This is a genomic window from Nocardioides palaemonis (genome assembly GCF_018275325.1).
GTDB lineage: Bacteria > Actinomycetota > Actinomycetes > Propionibacteriales > Nocardioidaceae > Nocardioides > Nocardioides palaemonis.
Genome location: NZ_JAGVQR010000001.1, coordinates 381530 through 399096 on the forward strand (window position 1 = coordinate 381530; position 17567 = coordinate 399096).

Sequence of the window (17567 nt, forward strand, 5' to 3'; positions counted from 1 at the left end):
GGCGAGGGTGTCCCGGGAAGCCGCACGGGACGGCTCATTGTGCACCCTGCGGCGCCGTCTACCCTCGGGACCATGGACCTCTCCAGCCTGCGCGAGGAGTACGGCCGCGGCGGCCTCGACCTCCCCGACCTCGCCGACGACCCGGTGACCATGTTCGAGCGCTGGTTCGAGCAGGCGGCGGCCGCGGGGGTCCACGAGCCCAACGCGATGGTGCTGGCGACCGCGACGCCGACCGGCGTCCCGTCGAGCCGGATGGTCCTCCTCAAGGAGGTCGGTGCAGACGGCTTCGTCTTCTTCACCAACCACGGCTCGCGCAAGGGCGAGGAGCTCGCCGCCAACCCGCGCTGCGCGCTGCTCTTCCCGTGGCACCCGCTCGAGCGGCAGGTCCGGGTCGAGGGCGCGGCCGTGCGCCTCGACGCCGAGCGGGTGGCGGCCTACTTCCACTCCCGCCCGCGCGGCGCCCAGCTCGGCGCCTGGTCGTCGCGCCAGTCGCGCCCGGTCGCCTCGCGTGCCGAGCTCGCCGCGGCGTACGCCTCGGTGCAGGAGCGCTTCGGCGCCGACGACGCGGACGGCGAGGTCCCGGTCCCGCCGGAGTGGGGCGGCTACCGCGTGGTGCCCGAGGCCGTGGAGTTCTGGCAGGGCCGGCCCGGCCGGATGCACGACCGGCTGGTCTACCGCCGCGATGGCGACGGCTGGACCACCGAGCGCCTCGCCCCCTGACGGCATCTGAGGACGACCTGCAGCTGGACGGGGGGCCGCGGGCTGCACCACGTCCTCAGATGTCCAGCGGTTGGCGGTGAGTCCCGCAGCCTCCAGCAGGCAGTTCGCGGCGCTCGGGCGCCGGCTGAGCGTGGGCAGAGCGGTCACTGCCGCGAACTGCCTACTGGGGTCCGCGGTTCCGCGCCTGTCCTCGCCCCGGATATCTGAGGACGACCTGCAGCTCGCGCGGGTCCTCCGGGCTGCACCCCGTCCTCAGACACGGGCTGCTGCACCATGCATGCAGTTCGCCGAGTTCGTACGTCGGCTGAGCGTGGCCGGGCCGGTCCTGCGAGCGAACTGCCTTCATGGTGCGTCGTCGCAGCGGTCCCGGCGTCGCCGCAGGCGCCCGCACGGCAGATATCTGGGGACGTCCTGGTGGGAGAAATCGCCCTACCGCCCACCATTCCGTCCCCAGATACCCGGGAAGCCCGGTTGTGAGTGAGCGCTCACTCACTTACGCTGGGCGGGTGACCCCCCGAGCGAAGCCGATGGCACCCGAGGACCGGCGCCAGGCGCTGGTCGACGTCACCATCCCGCTGCTGCTCGAGCACGGGCGTGCCGTGACGACCAAGCAGATCGCCGACGCCGCCGGGGTCGCCGAGGGCACGATCTTCCGGGTCTTCGAGACCAAGGACGACCTGGTCACCTCGGCGCTCGACGAGGCGCTCGACCTGGTGCCGTTCATCGCCCAGCTCGGCGCGGTCGACACCGACCAGCCGCTCGCCGCGATGCTGCTCGAGGTGGTCGAGCTGTTCCAGCAGCGCTTCGAGCGGGTCTTCGCACTGATGACGCGGATGGGCATGGTCGGCCCGCCGCGCGCCCGCCACCACATGGAGGCCGAGCGCGCCAAGGTCGCGCTCCTCCTCGAGACCATGGCCGAGCCGCACCGCGCCGAGCTGCGCGTGCCCCCGGCCCAGCTGATGCACATGGTGCGGCTGCTCACCTTCTCGGGCACCCATCCCCACATCTCCGACGGTCACCCGCTGACCGCGGAGGAGATCGTCGACGCGCTGCTCCACGGCGTGCTGAGGACAGAGGACCACTGAATGCTGCTGCGGATCGTCCGTACCTACCTGCGGCCCTACGCCGCCCCGCTCGCCGCCGTCGTCGCGCTCCAGTTCGTCGGCACGATGGCCGCGCTCTACCTGCCGAGCCTCAACGCCGACATCATCGACCGCGGCGTCGTCGTCGGCGACACGGCGTACATCCTGCGCCACGGCGGCCTCATGCTGCTCGTCTCGCTCGTCCAGATCATCTGCTCGATCGCGGCCGTGTGGTTCTCCGCGCGCAACGCGATGGGCTTCGGCCGTGACCTGCGCGCGGCGATCTTCCACCGCGTCGGGTCCTTCTCGACGCGCGAGGTCCAGCAGTTCGGCGCGCCGTCGCTCATCACCCGCGAGACCAACGACGTCCAGCAGGTGCAGATGCTGGTCCTGATGGCCGGCACGCTCATGGTCTCGGCCCCGATCATGATGGTCGGCGGCATCATCATGGCCGCCCGCGAGGACGTCGGGCTCTCGTGGCTGGTGCTGGCGGTGGTGCCGGTGCTGGCGGTCTCGATCGGCCTGATCGTGCGGCAGATGGTGCCGAGCTTCCGGCTGATGCAGGAGCGCATCGACGAGGTCAACCGGCTGCTGCGCGAGCAGATCACCGGCGTCCGCGTCGTACGTGCCTTCGTCCGCGAGGAGCACGAGACCGCGCGCTTCCGGGGCGCCAACGAGCAGCTGACCGAGGTCGCCGTACGCGCCGGGCGGTGGCAGTCGGCGATGTTCCCGACCGTGATGGTCGTGGCCAACACCGCGACCGTGGGCGTGCTGTGGTTCGGCGGCCACCGGGTCGAGGCCGGGCAGATGGAGGTCGGCGCCCTGACCGCCTACATCTCCTACCTGATGCAGATCGTCATGTCGGTCATGATGGCGATGTTCATGCTGATGATGGTGCCGCGCGCGTCGGTCTGCGCCGACCGGATCGCCGAGGTGCTCGACACGGAGTCCTCCGTCGTACCGCCCGCCGCGCCGGTCACCGAGCTCCCCGGTCGCGTCGACCTCGTGCTGGACGACGTCACCTTCGCCTACCCGGGCGCCGAGGAGCCCGTGCTGCGCGGCGTCGACCTGCGCGCGGCGCCGGGGGAGACGGTCGCGATCGTCGGCTCGACCGGCGCCGGCAAATCGACCCTCGTCAACCTCGTGCCGCGGCTCTTCGACGCCACCGGGGGAGCGGTCCGGGTGGGCGGCGTGGACGTGCGTGACCTCGACCCGGAGACGCTCTGGTCGCGCATCGGCCTGGTGCCGCAGAAGGCGTTCCTCTTCCGCGGCACCGTCGCCGACAACCTCCGCTACGGCAAGCCCGACGCCACGGAGGAGGAGATGTGGGCGGCGCTCGAGATCGCCCAGGCCAGGGAGTTCGTCGAGGCGATGCCCGACGGCCTCGACGCCGAGATCGCCCAGGGTGGCAGCAGCCTGAGCGGTGGCCAGCGGCAACGGATGGCCATCGCGCGCGCCGTCGTGCGGCGACCCGACCTCTACCTGTTCGACGACTCGTTCTCCGCGCTCGACCTCACCACCGACGCCCGGCTCCGGGCGGCGCTGCGGCCGGTCACCCGGGACGCGACGGTGGTGATCGTCGCCCAGCGGGTCGCGACCATCCGCCACGCCGACCGGATCGTGGCGATGGAGGACGGCGCGGTCGTCGGCACCGGCACCCACGACGAGCTGCTCGCCGGGTGCGAGACCTACCAGGAGATCGTCCGGTCCCAGCTGACCGCCGAGGAGGTGGCCTGATGAACACCACCGAGAAGGGCGGCCAGCTCAAGGAGACGGAGCGCGTCCAGTCCGGCCCCGGCGGCCCGGGCCGCGGCCCGATGGGCGGCGGGATGATCGGCCAGAAGGCTGACACGTTCTGGCCCTCGACCAGGCGGCTGCTGGCGCGGCTGCGCCCCGAGCGCCACAAGGCGTACGCCGTCGTCGCGCTGACCCTCGTCAGCGTCGTCGCGATGGCGGTCGGCCCCAAGATCCTGGGGCGCGCCACCGACCTGATCTTCGCCGGGCTGCTCGGCAAGCAGGTGCTCGGCAGCGGAGCGACGCAGGAGCAGGCCATCGAGGCGCTGCGCGCCAGCGGCGAGGACCGGCAGGCCGACATGCTGGCGTCGATGGACCTCACCGACGGGGTCGACTTCTCCGCGGTCGCCGACGTCCTGCTGCTGGTGCTCGCGGTCTACCTCGCCGCGTCCCTGCTCGCGTGGCTCAGCGGCTACCTGCTCAACGACGTGGTGCAGGGCACGGTGCTGCGGATGCGCGCCGAGGTCGAGGACAAGATCCACCGGCTGCCGCTGGGCTACTTCGACAAGCAGCCGCGCGGCGAGCTGCTCAGCCGGGTCACCAACGACATCGACAACATCAGCCAGACGCTCCAGCAGACGATGAGCCAGATGCTCAACTCGCTGCTGACGGTGCTGGCCGTGCTCGCGATGATGTTCTGGATCTCACCCGTGCTCGCGCTCGTCGCGCTGGTCTCGGTGCCGGTCACGATGGTCGTCACGGGCGCGGTGATGAAGCGCTCGCAGGGCATGTTCATCCAGCAGTGGCGACGCACCGGCACCCTCAACGCCCACATCGAGGAGACCTTCTCCGGCCACGCGGTCGTCAAGGTCTTCGGGCGCCAGGCCGAGGCCGAGCGGGTCTTCGCCGAGCAGAACGAGGAGCTCTACACCGCCTCGTACGGTGCGCAGTTCGTCAGCGGCCTGATCATGCCGATCATGATGTTCGTCGGGAACCTCAACTACGTCGTGATCGCGGTCCTCGGCGGCCTCCGCGTGGCCAGCGGCACGATGTCGCTCGGCGACGTGCAGGCGTTCATCCAGTACACCCGGCAGTTCACCCAGCCGCTGACCCAGGTCGCCTCGATGCTCAACCTCCTGCAGTCCGGCGTCGCGTCCGCCGAGCGGGTCTTCGAGCTGCTCGACGCGCCGGAGGAGTCGGCCGACGCCACCGGCCGCCCGGCGGCGGACGCTCGCGGTGAGGTGCGGTTCGAGGACGTGTCGTTCTCCTACGACCCCGAGCGCCCGCTCATCGAGGGCCTCTCGCTCGTCGCCCGCCCGGGCAGCACGGTCGCCATAGTCGGGCCCACCGGCGCCGGCAAGACCACGATGGTCAACCTGGTGATGCGGTTCTACGACCCGCAGTCGGGGCGGATCACGATCGACGGCGTCGACATCGCATCGGTCCCGCGCGGCGTCCTGCGCAGCCGGATCGGGATGGTGCTCCAGGACACCTGGCTGTTCGCCGGCACCATCCGCGACAACATCGCCTACGGCCGCCCGGACGCCAGCGAGGAGCAGGTCCTCGAGGCGGCCCGGGCGACGTTCGTCGACCGGTTCGTCCACTCGCTGCCCGACGGCTACGACACGGTCATCGACGAGGACGGCTCCAACCTCTCGGCCGGCGAGCGACAGCTGGTGACGATCGCCCGCGCGTTCCTCTCCGACCCGGCGCTGCTGATCCTCGACGAGGCCACCAGCTCGGTCGACACCCGCACCGAGCTGCTGCTCCAGCAGGCGATGGCGGCGCTGCGCTCGGACCGGACCTCGTTCGTGATCGCCCACCGGCTCTCCACGATCCGCGACGCCGACCTGATCCTGGTGATGGAGGACGGCTCGATCGTCGAGCAGGGCTCCCACGACGAGCTGCTCGCGGCGGACGGGGCGTACGCCCGGCTCCACCGCTCGCAGTTCGACGCCCCGGCCGACGAGGCTGCCGGCTTAACCCGTTGAGCGACCCCGGGCGCCGACGTACGGTGGGCGTACACGGAAAGGAGGTGATCCGAGGAATGAGTTCTTTTCGGATGAGTGAGGTGGCTGCCCGCTAGGCAGCCCGGTCCGCCGACAGCTGCCGGCGAATCCACTGCAGCCACCCGACCCGCAGGCCCCCGGTCACATCCGCCGGGGCCCCTCTCCGAGGGGCAGCAGGCCTGCGGGTCGCTGCATGTGCGGGGTCCTCCCGTACGCCGCGTCCCTCCGCCCGGCCACCCCTGCCCCCTCGGGGTAGTCCAGTGGCCAGCTGCTGCGCGCGTCGGGTAGTCCAGTGACGAGACGTCGTCCAGAGGCCTCTCGTACGACGTCTCGCCACTGGACTACCCGCGGTCGGGCGGGGGTGTGGCCCAGGTCTCACCGCCGACCGGTTGGGTCCGTCGTCCCGACGCGATATGGTTGTGGAGCACAACTATTGCGAAGCGCAACCGATCCGATCGAAGGAACGCAGTGACCCAGGCTCCCACCGTCTCCGCCGAGCAGGGCGGACAGATGACCCACCGCGAGGTGCTCGAGGCCCTCAGCGGCCTCCTCCTCGCGATGTTCGTCGCGATGCTGTCCAGCACGATCGTCAGCAACGCGCTGCCGACCATCGTCGACGACCTCGAGGGCAGCCAGACCGGCTACACCTGGGTCGTCGTCGCGACCATGCTCGCGATGACCGCGACCACGCCGATCTGGGGCAAGTTCGCCGACCTCTTCGACAAGAAGCTGCTCGTGCAGTCCGCGCTCGTGATCTTCTCCGCGGGCTCGCTCGTCGCCGGCTTCGCGCCGTCGATGGAGGTGCTGATCGGTGCCCGCGTGATCCAGGGCCTCGGCGTCGGCGGCCTCACCGCCCTCGTCCAGGTCGTGATCGCGACGATGGTCTCCCCCCGCGAGCGCGGCCGCTACAGCGGCTACATCGGCGCCGTCTTCGCCCTCGCCACCGTCAGCGGCCCGCTCGTCGGCGGCGTCCTGGTCGACACCGTCGGCTGGCGCTGGTGCTTCTTCGCCGGACTTCCGGTCGCGGCCCTCGCCTTCGTCGTGCTGCAGAAGACGCTGCGCCTGCCGGTGGTCAAGCGTGACGTCTCGATCGACTACCTCGGCGCCTTCCTGCTCGTCGGCGGCGTCTCGATCCTGCTGATCTGGGTGTCGCTCGGCGGCCAGAACTTCGACTGGATCTCCGCCACCAGCGGCCTGCTGGTCGTCGGCGCGATCGCGGTCATCGCCGCGGCGATCCACGTCGAGGCCAACGTCGCCAAGGACCCGGTCATCCCGCTGCGCCTGTTCAAGGACCGTACGCTGACCCTCGCGACCATCGCGTCGGTGCTGATCGGCGTCGCGATGTTCGGCTCGACGGTCTACCTCAGCCTCTACTTCCAGCGCGCCAAGGACATGAGCCCCACCGAGGCCGGCCTGATGTCGATCTGCATGGTCGGCGGCCTGCTCGTCTCGAGCATCCTCAGCGGCCGGATCATCTCCCGCACGGGTGTGTGGAAGCGCTGGCTGGTCGGCGGCATGGTGCTCGTCATCCTCGGCCTCGGCCTGCTGTCGACGATCGACGCCGGCACCCCGCTGTGGCGCACCGGCGCCTTCATGGCGGTCCTCGGCCTCGGCCTCGGTGCCACCATGCAGAACCTCGTGCTCGCGGTGCAGAACACCATCGCCCTCGCCGACATGGGCGCCGGGTCGTCGGTCGTCGCGTTCTTCCGCTCCCTCGGTGGTTCGGTCGGCATCGCCGCGCTGGGCGCCGTCCTGGCCCACCAGGTCTCCGACTCGGTGAAGACGGGCCTGACCGAGCTCGTCGCGAAGAACCCCGAGCTCGCGTCGGCCGTCGGCCACCAGACCGGCGGCATCCCCGACGTGTCGGGCATGCCGGCGCCGATCCGCGCGATCTTCGAGAGCGCCTTCGGTGACGCCACCGGCCACATCTTCCTCGTGGCCCTGCCGTTCGCGGTCGGCGCGCTCGTCGCGGTCCTGCTCATCAAGGAGGTCCCGCTGCGGACCTCGGTCAAGCGCGAGGACGAGCTGGTCGGCGAGGTGTCGCCGGCCACGCCGCAGCAGCAGAGATGATCGGCGCCACCATGAGCACGAGGAACGACGACCTGCGGGCGATCGAGTCCGAGGTCGGCAGCCTGATCCGTCGCGTCAAGCGGGTCATCGCCGAGCGGGCGCGCGAGGTGCACCCCGAGCTGCACCCGATGACGTACTTCATCCTCACCCACCTCGCGACCCACGGGCCGCAGCGGGGGGCTGACCTGTCCGACGCGTTCGGCATGGACAAGGGCGGCGTCAGCCGCCAGGTCCAGGCGCTGGTCGACCTCGGTCTGGTCGAGCGCAAGCCCGACGCCGAGGACCGGCGCGCGATCCTGCTCGACGCGACCGACGAGGGCCGCAAGCGGCTCGAGGTGATGAGCCAGAGCCGCCGCGACCGCTTCGACGAGCGGCTCGCCGACTGGTCCGACGAGGAGCTGCACACCTTCGCCGGCCAGCTCGCGGCGTACAACCTCGCCCTCGCCGACGACTGACCCCCCCGAGCGCCCGACAACAGACGTGCCCCCAGCCATCGGCTGGGGGCACAGCTGTTGCCGTGAAGGTGCGGTATCTGGGGACGTCCTGGTGGGAGATCCGACCGGAATCCCTACCAGGACGTCCCCAGGTGTCCGGGGTCAGCGGCTGGCCGGGGTCAGCTGCGCAGCCAGGCCGCGGTGTCGGCCGGCAGCTTGGCGCCCTCGAGCGGGCCGCTGGCGAGCACCAGCTCACCCGCGGGCAGCTCGACGGGCGCGTCGCCGCAGTTGAGCACCACGGTGAGCGGGCCGCGGGTGAAGGCCAGCACGTCCTCGCCCAGGTCGACCATCGTCACGTCGGCGCCGGCGGTCCAGGCGAACTCGCGGCGGGCGTGCAGCGCGGCGCGGTAGAACTCCAGGGTGGAGCCCTCGGCCCCGGTCTGCGCCTCGACGGTCAGGTCGGCCCAGCCCTCGGGCTGCGGCAGCCACGGCTGCTCGGCGCCCGGGCCGAAGGCGTACGGCGCGGCGTCGCCGCCCCACGGCATCGGCACGCGGCAGCCGTCGCGGCCTACCTCGCCGGTGCGGAGGTAGGACGGGTCCTGGCGGAACTCCGGCGCGACGTCGACCTGCTCCAGGCCGAGCTCCTCGCCCTGGTAGAGGTAGCTCGAGCCGGGCAGCGCGAGCATCGTCAGCGTCGCCGCGCGGCCGCGGGCCAGGCCCTGCGCGCCGCCGCCGTAGCGGGTGACGTGGCGGACCACGTCGTGGTTGCTGAGCACCCACGTCGGCGAGGCGCCGACCGGCTCGACGGCGGCGAGGGTGTCGGTGATGACCCCGGCGAACGCCTCGGCCGACCAGTCGGCCAGCAGCCAGGCGAAGTTGAAGGCCTGGTCGAGCTCGTCGGGGCGCACGAACTTCGCCATCGACTCCGGCGTCTGGGTCCACGCCTCGGCGACCGCCATCCGGTCCGGACCGGCCTCGTCGAGCACCCGGCTCCAGGCACGGTAGACGTCGTGGACCTCGGGCTGGTCCCACATCGGCTCGTCCTTGAGCTCGAGCGACACCATCGAGTGGTCGGTGTTGACCTGGCCCGACGAGGTCTTCTCGCCCTCCTCGACGACCTGGTCGCGCAGCGAGGCCTCCTTGAACAGCCCGTGCGCCACGTCGACGCGGAAGCCGTCGACGCCGCGGTCGAGCCAGAAGCGCAGCACGTCCTCGAACATCGCGGGGACCTCGGGGTTGCGCCAGTCGAGGTCGGGCTGGGTGGAGTCGAAGAGGTGGAGGTACCACTGGCCGTCGTCGACCTGGGTCCACGCCGGGCCGCCGAAGACCGAGCTCCAGTTGTTGGGCAGCTCGCCCTCGGGCGCGTCGCGGAACAGGTAGCGGGCGCGCTCGGGGCTGCCCGGGCCGGCGGCGAGCGCGGCCTGGAACCACGCGTGCTCGCTCGACGTGTGGTTGGGCACGAGGTCCACCACGACGCGCAGGCCGAGCTCGTGGGCCCGGGTGATGAGCTCGTCGGCGTCCGCGAGCCGGCCGAACAGCGGGTCGATGTCACGGTAGTCGGCGACGTCGTAGCCGTGGTCGTGCTGCGGCGAGGTGTAGAACGGCGTGATCCACAGCGCGTCGACGCCGAGGTCGGCGAGGTGCGGCAGCCGGGAGGTGATGCCGGGCAGGTCGCCGATGCCGTCGCCGTCGGCGTCCGCGAAGCTGCGGACGTAGATCTGGTAGACGACGGCGTTGCGCCACCAGTACGTCTTTGGATCGTTCAAATCAGCCATGGCGCCCATTCTTCCAACACCCCCGGGTGTGCGGTCAACCGGCGGTGGGCCGCTTGCCGCCGAAGAGGGCCGGGTCGACGGCGATCCACGTGTGCTCGGCGGTCGCGACCCCGCGTCCGTCGGCGTCGTAGAGGGTCGACGCGGTGAAGGTCTTGCGGCCGTCCTGGCCGCGGCCCTCGCCCACGACGACGTGCGGCTCGCCCACGACCGGGAGGTCGTCGACGCGGGCGGTCATCCGGCCGAGCACCATCAGCCGCTCGGTGAGGTCGCCGGCCCATCCGCCGATGCAGTCGAGGGCGGCCCACGTGGCGGCGACGGACGCGCGCCGCAGGTCGTCGGCGTACGCGTGCCAGTCCTCGGCGAGGCTCGCGTGGGGCGTCCAGGTCGCCGCGACGACCTCGCCGGCGTCGTCGTCCGCCTCACGGGCGACCGGCCCCGGGAAGATCCGCAGCCCGTCGCCGGGCTCGCGGTCGGTGCCGCACGCGAAGCAGGTCGGGAACGGGTGGAACCGCAGGCCCGGGTAGCCGGACTCCGCCCGCGCCGCCCGCTCCGGGTCGACCCGCTCGACCGTCGACGGGTCCGCGTCGGCCCGCCGGGCGGTCGCGACCACCTCGCCGTCGGCGTACGCGGTGAGGACGCCGACCTCGTCGGTGACCGGCATCGGGACGTCCAGCGGCGGCGGCCGGCGCAGGGACACCTCGATCGCGGGCCACCGGTCGGCGTGGTCCGCGGGGGAGTCGGCGACGTCGAGGGCCGCCAGCGCACCGGCGGTCCAGCCCCCGTTGCCGGAGTCGGGCGGACCGCAGAAGCGGCGCGGGACGATGAGATCGGTCACCGGCGTCACTGTGCCATGGGTCGCGCGGTCGGCGGCAGTTGCCGGATGGGACAGAATGAGCCCGTGAGTGACCTCATCGACACCACCGAGATGTACCTCCGCACGATCTACGAGCTCGTGGAGGAGGGGATCGTGCCGCTGCGTGCCCGGATCGCCGAGCGGCTGCACCAGTCGGGCCCCACGGTGTCGCAGACGGTCGCCCGGATGGAGCGCGACGGACTGCTGACCGTGCAGGGCGACCGCCACCTCGAGCTGACCGACGAGGGCCTGCTGCTGGCCACCCGCGTGATGCGCAAGCACCGGCTCGCCGAGCGGCTGCTCACCGACGTCATCGGCCTCGACTGGGAGCTCGTCCACGCCGAGGCGTGCCGCTGGGAGCACGTCATCTCCGAGACCGTGGAGCGGCGGCTGCTCGAGCTGCTCGACCACCCCACGGAGTCGCCCTACGGCAACCCGATCCCGGGCCTCGACGAGCTGGGCGACGAGGTGTCGGAGGCGTTCATGGCCGACGTCGAGCCGCTCTCGGCCGCCGCCCGCCCCGACGAGGCGATGGTGCACGTGCGCCGGATCTCGGAGGAGATGCAGAAGGACGAGGAGCTGATGGGCCTGCTGCGCCGCGTCGGCGCCCTGCCCGGGCGGTCGGTCACCATCGCCCGTACCGACGAGGGGATCCTCATCGGCTCAGGCGGCGAGAGCGCCGAGCTGGTGCCCGACGCGGCCGAGCACATCTTCGTGAGCCGCTGAGGGGCCTCTCTCAGCGATCCCCGGCTGACCGGGGATCGCTGAACATGTCGGCCCGTGCACGGCCTGACAACTTCAGCGAACGCCTGACAAGTCGCCCGAGGAACTCGCTGCACCCGACCTCGAGCTTGTACGTCGCCAGCGGGTCGCCGCGGGTGAGCCCGCGGTTGACGATGACGACCGGTGTGCCCCCGGCCGCCGCCCGCTTCACGAACCGCAGCCCGCTCATCACCGTCAGCGACGACCCGGCGACCAGCATCGCGCCGGAGGTGCCGAGCGCCTCGACGGCGGCGTAGCAGCGGGCGACCCGGTCGGGCGGGACGTTCTCGCCGAAGAAGACCACGTGCGGCTTGAGCGACCCGCCGCAGGTGCACCGCGGCACCACGAAGTCACGGGTGTCGTCGAGGTCGACGTCGCCGTCGGGGCGCGACTCCACCCAGCCGTGCCGCTCGAGCCAGCCGGGGTTGAGGGCGTCGAGCTCGCGCTCGAGGTCGGCGCGCGAGGACGTGGCGCGGCACGCGAGGCAGGTGACCTCCGAGACCCGGCCGTGCAGGGCGACGAGGCGGCGCGAACCGGCGGCCTCGTGCAGGCCGTCGACGTTCTGCGTGATCAGCAGGTCGGGGTCGAGCGCCGCGAGCGCGCGGTGGCCGTCGTTGGGCAGCGCGCGTCCCATCCGCTGCCAGCCGAGGTGGCTGCGCGCCCAGTAGCGCTGCTGCGCCTCGGGCGTCGCCACGAACTCCTGGTAGGTCATCGGCGCACGCGTCGGCGCGCCGGGGCCGCGGTAGTCGGGGATGCCCGAGTCGGTCGAGAGGCCGGCGCCGGTCAGCACGACCAGCGGCCGGTCGGCCAGCAGGTCGAGGGCCTCGTCCTCCAGTGCGGCCAGGGTCACGCGCCGTACCGCACCCGCGCGCGGGCGCGCGCCTTCTCGGCCTCGACCTCGCGGTTCTTGGGCGGCGCCGTCGTGACGAGGTCGTCGAGCAGGTGCTGGGTGATGTGGGCGATCTCCCGCACCGCGGCGTGGAACGCCTCCTCGTTGGCCTGCGAGGGCTTGGTCGTGCCGGCGACCTTGCGGACGTACTGCAGCGCGGCGGCGGTGACCTCGTCGCGCGTGGCCGGCGGCTCGAAGTTGTTGAGCGGGCGGATGTTGCGGCACATACGTCGAGCCTACGTCGGGCGAGGCGGAGGTTTCGAGGCTCGCTGCGCTCGCACCTCAACCACCGAGGGGTGCGCTCGCACCTCAACCACCGAGGTCCTCGGCCAGCGACCCCTCTCGGTGGTCGAGGTGCGAGGAGCGCCAGCGACGAGCCTCGAGACCTCAGAGGTCGAAGGAGGTCACGTCCTCGCCGGTCACCACCGCGACCTCGCCCGAGGCGAGCGGCACGAGGCGTACGTCGGCCACGTCGGTGCCGTGCTCGACCTCGACCATCCGGTTGGACATCGACCCGTCGTCGAGCGACAGCACCGAGACCCAGCCGGTGGTGCCGGTCCACCCGCGCGACACGACGGTGAGGACCATTCGCCGGTCGGGGAGCCAGGTGAACTGGCGCGGGTCCGTGCCGGCGCCGGCCACGGTCCGCGGGCCGTAGCGCACGATGTCGAGCTGGCGCGGGCGGGTCAGGTCGGTGACGTCGAAGAGCGCGGCCTGGGCGCCCCTCAGCACCCCGCGCGCGGACGCGTCCTGGCCCATCCCGACGAGGCGGTGCGCGCCGAGCGGGTGGAGGTAGTCGGAGAAGCCCGGCACCTTGAGCACGCCGAGCAGGAGCGGGTCGGAGGGCTCGGTGAGGTCGACGGCGTAGAGCGGGTCGACCTGGCGGAACGTGACCACGATGGCGAGGTCGTCGAACCAGCGCACCGACTGGATCTGCTCGCCCACGCCGAGGTCGTCGACCCGACCGTCCTCGACGAGCGTGGCGCCCTCCTCGCGGAAGGTGACGACCGCGTTCCAGTCGCCGGTCTCGCTGCTCGGCCCCACCGCGACCCGCAGCGAGCCGTCGACGGCGTCCATCGACCAGCGGTCGGCGATCGTGCCCTCCACCTCGCCGGAGGCGACGTAGGTCGTCTGCGCGCCGTCGAGGGCGAACGCGAAGATCGGCGTCGTGCCGTCCGGAGCGCGCGTCGGGAACCCGCAGTCGAGGCACTCGCTCCAGCCCCACCACGGTGGCGGGCTCGCCGCGAGGTAGAACCGGTCGGCGGAGAAGTACGACACCTGGGTGTCGGTGGCGACGGCCGTGGCCGTCCAGTCCGTCGGCGCTGCGGGGTCGAGCGCGACGACGGTCGTGGTGCCGAGGGTGAGCTCGTCGTCCTGCGGCACGGCGACGTCGGCGCAGTCGACCACCGGCTCGCCGTCGACGGTGGGCAGCCAGTCGGCGAGGGTCGTGTCACGCACCAGCGCGCGGTTGCGCAGCCGCGCCGTCACCTCGCCCAGCGTCCCGTCGGGCTGGACGAAGTCGAGCTGCGGCAGTCCGTCCTGCAGCACCACCCGGACGACGTCGCCGTGCACCCGGACCGCCGAGGCGCGGCCGCGGACGGTCGTCGCGTCGACGACCGACGGGGAGGTCGGGTCGGACAGGTTGACGGTCGTGAGGGTCGTCTCGAGGCCGTCGTCGGAGGTCCCGACGACCACGGCCCGGCCGCCCACCAGGACCAGCTCGCCGCCGGGGTCGTCGGGCCCCCCGTTGCCGCGGGCATCGGCGATCGGGGTCGAGGAGATCTCGGTCGGCGCGTCGCCCGACACGTCGTAGGCGACGAGCACGCCATCCCGCAGACGGAGCAGCAGGCTGCCCGACACCTTCACCACGTCGGACTCGTCGACCCCCGCCTCCTGGACGTTGGTGCCTGTGCCGCTCGTGGTGGACCGCGACGTGGTCGGCATCGACCGGGCCGCGCCGGTCGCGCCCGAGGCGGCGTTGCCCTCCTGCGCGGCGTACATCCGCACCGGGCCGCCTCCCCAGCCCCACGGCCCGACGAGGTCGAGGCCCCGCTCGACGTACGAGTCCAGCAGCGCGTCGCAGCTCGCGGGCGTGGTCAGGTCGGCGTTGGCGAGCACGAGCGGCGGCGACGCGTCCGGCCCTCCGCCGGGTCGCGGGTCCTGGCCGAGGACGTAGCCGATCGCGCCGGCGGCCAGCAGGCCGCCGACCGCGACGAACGTCGTCGCCGTCCTGCGCAGAGCGGTGCGAGCCATCGCGCTGTCCCCTCGTCCGGGACCGGTCCTCGCCGGTCGTGCTGTCGGGTGGGACGGGGCGGCCGGGGGCGTGGTTCCGCGTGGCACGATGGCGCGATGAGCGAGCCCCGCACCCCGGACCGCCCCTTCGACGTGGTGCTCTTCGGCGCCACCGGGTTCACCGGGGGCCTCACCGCCGACTACCTCGCCGCCCACGCGCCCGAGGGCCTGCGCTGGGCCATCGCCGGGCGCAACCCCGACAAGCTCGAGGCCGTGCGCGAGCGGCTCGGGGTCGACGTCGAGGTGCTGGTCGCGGACTCCACCGACGACGCCGCGCTGGCCGACGTCGCGCGCCGCGCCCGCGTCGTCGTGAGCACCGTCGGTCCCTACCTCCAGCACGGTGCGCCGCTGGTCGCCGCGTGCGCCGAGGCCGGCACCGACTACCTCGACCTCACCGGCGAGCCGGAGTTCGTCGACCGGATGTACCTCGAGCACCACCGCACCGCCGAGCGCACCGGCGCCCGCCTCGTGCACGCCTGCGGCTTCGACTCCGTGCCGCACGACCTCGGGGCGTACTTCACCGTCCAGCAGCTGCCGTCCGACGAGCCGATCACGCTGCGCGGCGTGGTCCGCTCCGCCGGCACGTTCTCCGGCGGCACGTTCCACTCCGCCCTCGACCAGTTCGCCCGGGCGCGTGACATGAAGCGCACCTACGCCGCCCGTCGCCGCGCCGAGGGGCGCCCGGACGACGGGCGCTCGTCGCGCTCGGTCGGCGGCCGCCCGCACCGCGACCCGGTCCTGGGCTACTGGCTGCTCCCGCTGCCGACCATCGACCCGATCGTGGTCGCCCGCAGCGGCGCCGCGCTCGAGGCGTACGGCCCGCGGTTCCGGTACTCGCACTTCGCCGGCACCAAGACCCTGCGGTACGCCGCCGGCGGGGCCGTGGGCGTCGGCGCGCTGTCGCTCGCGGCGCAGGTGGGCCCGCTGCGTGACTTCCTGAAGGGCAAGGTGCCGCAGGGGTCGGGACCCGACGCGTCCCGCCGGGAGAAGTCGTGGTTCACCGTCGACTTCGTCGGCGAGGCGGGCGACCGCACGGTCCGCACGCGGGTGGCGGGCGGCGACCCGGGCTACACCGAGACGGCCAAGATGCTCGCCGAGGCGGCGATGTGCCTCGCGCTCGACGACACCCCGCAGACCGCCGGCCAGGTGACGCCGGCGGTCGCGATGGGCGACGCGCTGCTCGCCCGCCTGCAGGCGGCGGGGATCACGTTCACCGTCGTCGACTGAGGACGGCGGCGGCCCGACCGGCTCAGGTGGCGGACGCCTCGGGCGGCAGCGGCGGGATCGTGACCTGGAAGCGCGAGCCCGCGCCCGGGGTGCTCTGCGCGGTGATGGTGCCGCCGTGGGCGGCGACGAGCTGCTTGGTGACGGCGAGGCCCATGCCCAGCCCCGGCAGGACCCGCTGGACGGCTGCCTCGGTGCGGTAGAACCGGTCGAAGACCCGGGCCAGCTCGTGCTCGGTCATCCCGATCCCGGTGTCGGTCACCGACACGGTGAAGCCGGGCCCTGCGTCGGCGTCCCCGCCGAACGGCACGGCGCACCGCGCGACGTCGACCCGCACGCCGCCGCTCTCGGTGTAGGTGAGCGCGTTGTCGATGAGGTGGTCGAGCACCTGGCGCACGGCCACGTCGTTGGCGAAGGCCGCCATGGTCGCCGGCCCGTCGAGCGTCAGGTCGAGCCCTGCGGTCCGCGCGCGCTCGGCGGCCGCGTCGACCGCGGACCGGGCGAGCGCAGCCACGTCGACGAGCCCGGTGCTGAGCGCCTCCGGCCGGGCGGTGAGGAGCAGGTCCTCGATGTGGTCGGCGAGCGCGCGCACGTTGCGGCGTACGCCGTCGAGGTAGGTGTGCGCGGCGCCGTCCGACGAGCCGAGGTCGAGCTCGTCGTGCAGGTCGAGGTAGCCGACGATGGCCGTCAGCGGCGTGCGCAGCTCGTGGGTGAGCGTGCCGAGGAACTCGTCGCGCACCCGGGCGGCGTCGAGGCTCTCGGACGCGTCCCAGGCGACGAACACCGTCCCCACGCTCCCCTCCTCGCACGTGCCCTCCAGCCGGATCCGCCGCGAGCTGCAGACCATCGCGCGCCGGGCCTCCCGCGGCCCGGTCCACTGGACCAGCCCCGAGAACTCCTCGCCGCGCTGCGCGCGCAGCACCGCCTGCGCGGCGGGCGCCGTGACCGTGACCCCGTCGGCGTCGACGACCTCGAACTGCGACGCTGTCGCCTGCTGCCGCGCCGTGGCCGGCTGGACCACCAGCCCGTGGCCCAGCCCCGCTGCGGGGGCGTTGACGAGCACGTGGTCACCGGGCAGGAAGACCGCGAGCGCCACGTCGACCGACTCGAAGATCGCGCGGGTGGTCGCGGCCTCGCGCTCGAGGCTGCGCGAGCGCTGGACCAGGTCGGACTGGGCCTGCCGCAGCACACGGCCGACGTACCAGGTCAGGAGGACCATCGCGGTGAGCCCGATGCCCGCGACCACGTCGTCCCAGCGCTGGAGGGTGTCGCGGTCGTGGCCCTGACCGGACACGTACGGCGTGGCGGCAACGGTCCAGATCCCGACGGCACCGGCCGCCGCGCCGCGGGCGCCGCGCTCGAACGCGGTCCACCCGGCCGGCATGCCGGTCAGCAGGAGCGACGAGCCGATGGCGGCGCCGTCGAAGCCGTGCACGCACGCGGCCGCCACGAGAAGGAGCACGAGGACGACCCATCCGGCCCCGTGCCGACCGGTCCGCTCGCCGTGCCCGGCCACCACGGCGGCGGCCAGCGTCGAGGCCAGGGCGGCGGCCACGGCCCACCCCGGCAGGGCGGCTGGCTGGAGCAGGACGCTGCCGACGCAGGTCAGCACGACGTAGAGCGCGCTGGGCAGCAGCCACACCCACGTCGAGATCCGCATCCCGCCCCACTCTCCGCCGTGGGTCCCGAGCCTCGGCGTCCCTCGTGTCGTCAACCTACGGGG

Annotated in this window: 14 protein-coding genes; 8 read left to right on the forward strand and 6 right to left on the reverse strand. The window is 72.8% G+C overall.

The annotated features are described in order from the left end of the window. The first annotated feature begins 72 nt into the window (after positions 1-72). From pdxH to KDN32_RS01890, 6 genes are all read left to right on the forward strand, one after another. Positions 73-720, forward strand: coding sequence for a pyridoxamine 5'-phosphate oxidase (gene pdxH, locus KDN32_RS01865; protein ID WP_211730425.1), 648 nt, complete (start codon positions 73-75; stop codon positions 718-720). A 506-nt stretch (positions 721-1226) separates the two neighbouring features. Then, the gene (locus tag KDN32_RS01870; protein ID WP_211730426.1) at positions 1227-1805 is read left to right on the forward strand and encodes a TetR/AcrR family transcriptional regulator; all 579 of its coding nucleotides are present in this window, start codon (positions 1227-1229) and stop codon (positions 1803-1805) included. Then, positions 1806-3539: an ABC transporter ATP-binding protein gene (locus KDN32_RS01875; RefSeq protein ID WP_211730427.1), complete on the forward strand. Its 1734-nt coding sequence runs from the start codon at positions 1806-1808 to the stop codon at positions 3537-3539. It abuts the gene before it with no gap. Then, complete coding sequence (locus KDN32_RS01880) at positions 3539-5527, forward strand: ABC transporter ATP-binding protein (RefSeq protein ID WP_283093352.1); 1989 nt, start codon at positions 3539-3541, stop codon at positions 5525-5527. The genes KDN32_RS01875 and KDN32_RS01880 overlap by 1 nt, the downstream gene beginning before the upstream one ends. A 486-nt stretch (positions 5528-6013) precedes the next feature. Continuing rightward, positions 6014-7615: an MDR family MFS transporter gene (locus KDN32_RS01885; protein ID WP_307853613.1), complete on the forward strand. Its 1602-nt coding sequence runs from the start codon at positions 6014-6016 to the stop codon at positions 7613-7615. A gap of 11 nt (positions 7616-7626) precedes the next feature. Continuing rightward, positions 7627-8070, forward strand: a complete 444-nt coding sequence (locus KDN32_RS01890; RefSeq protein WP_211730428.1) for a MarR family winged helix-turn-helix transcriptional regulator — start codon at positions 7627-7629, stop codon at positions 8068-8070. 158 nt (positions 8071-8228) lie between these two features. Here KDN32_RS01890 and KDN32_RS01895 read toward each other — a convergent pair whose 3' ends face one another. Both KDN32_RS01895 and KDN32_RS01900 read right to left on the reverse strand, forming a co-directional pair. Beyond that, positions 8229-9824 (reverse strand): glycoside hydrolase family 13 protein, encoded by a 1596-nt coding sequence (locus tag KDN32_RS01895; protein ID WP_211730429.1) that lies wholly within the window; start codon positions 9822-9824, stop codon positions 8229-8231. A 34-nt stretch (positions 9825-9858) separates the two neighbouring features. Next, positions 9859-10659, reverse strand: coding sequence for a hypothetical protein (locus KDN32_RS01900; RefSeq protein ID WP_211730430.1), 801 nt, complete (start codon positions 10657-10659; stop codon positions 9859-9861). 63 nt (positions 10660-10722) lie between these two features. Between KDN32_RS01900 and KDN32_RS01905 the strand changes: the two genes are divergently transcribed. Next, positions 10723-11403, forward strand: a complete 681-nt coding sequence (locus tag KDN32_RS01905) for an iron-dependent transcriptional repressor DtxR (protein ID WP_211730431.1) — start codon at positions 10723-10725, stop codon at positions 11401-11403. Positions 11404-11413: 10 nt separating this feature from the next. On the opposite strand, the gene KDN32_RS01910 is transcribed toward KDN32_RS01905, so the two are convergent. The 3 genes from KDN32_RS01910 to KDN32_RS01920 all read right to left on the reverse strand — a co-directional run bounded on the left by KDN32_RS01910 (position 11414) and on the right by KDN32_RS01920 (position 14581). Next, positions 11414-12289: a Sir2 family NAD-dependent protein deacetylase gene (locus KDN32_RS01910; protein WP_211730432.1), complete on the reverse strand. Its 876-nt coding sequence runs from the start codon at positions 12287-12289 to the stop codon at positions 11414-11416. Continuing rightward, positions 12286-12555: a DUF2277 domain-containing protein gene (locus tag KDN32_RS01915; RefSeq protein WP_211730433.1), complete on the reverse strand. Its 270-nt coding sequence runs from the start codon at positions 12553-12555 to the stop codon at positions 12286-12288. The genes KDN32_RS01910 and KDN32_RS01915 overlap by 4 nt, the downstream gene beginning before the upstream one ends. Positions 12556-12715: 160 nt before the next feature. Continuing rightward, the gene (locus tag KDN32_RS01920) at positions 12716-14581 is read right to left on the reverse strand and encodes a beta-propeller domain-containing protein (protein WP_211730434.1); all 1866 of its coding nucleotides are present in this window, start codon (positions 14579-14581) and stop codon (positions 12716-12718) included. Positions 14582-14677: 96 nt separating this feature from the next. Here KDN32_RS01920 and KDN32_RS01925 point away from each other — a divergent pair, with 96 nt between their 5' ends. After that, positions 14678-15847: a saccharopine dehydrogenase family protein gene (locus KDN32_RS01925; protein ID WP_211730435.1), complete on the forward strand. Its 1170-nt coding sequence runs from the start codon at positions 14678-14680 to the stop codon at positions 15845-15847. A 22-nt stretch (positions 15848-15869) separates the two neighbouring features. Here the strand turns inward: KDN32_RS01925 and KDN32_RS01930 are convergent, their stop codons facing one another. Beyond that, on the reverse strand, positions 15870-17504 hold the full coding sequence (locus KDN32_RS01930) for a sensor histidine kinase (protein WP_211730436.1): 1635 nt from the start codon (positions 17502-17504) through the stop codon (positions 15870-15872). Between the last annotated feature and the right edge of the window lie 63 nt (positions 17505-17567).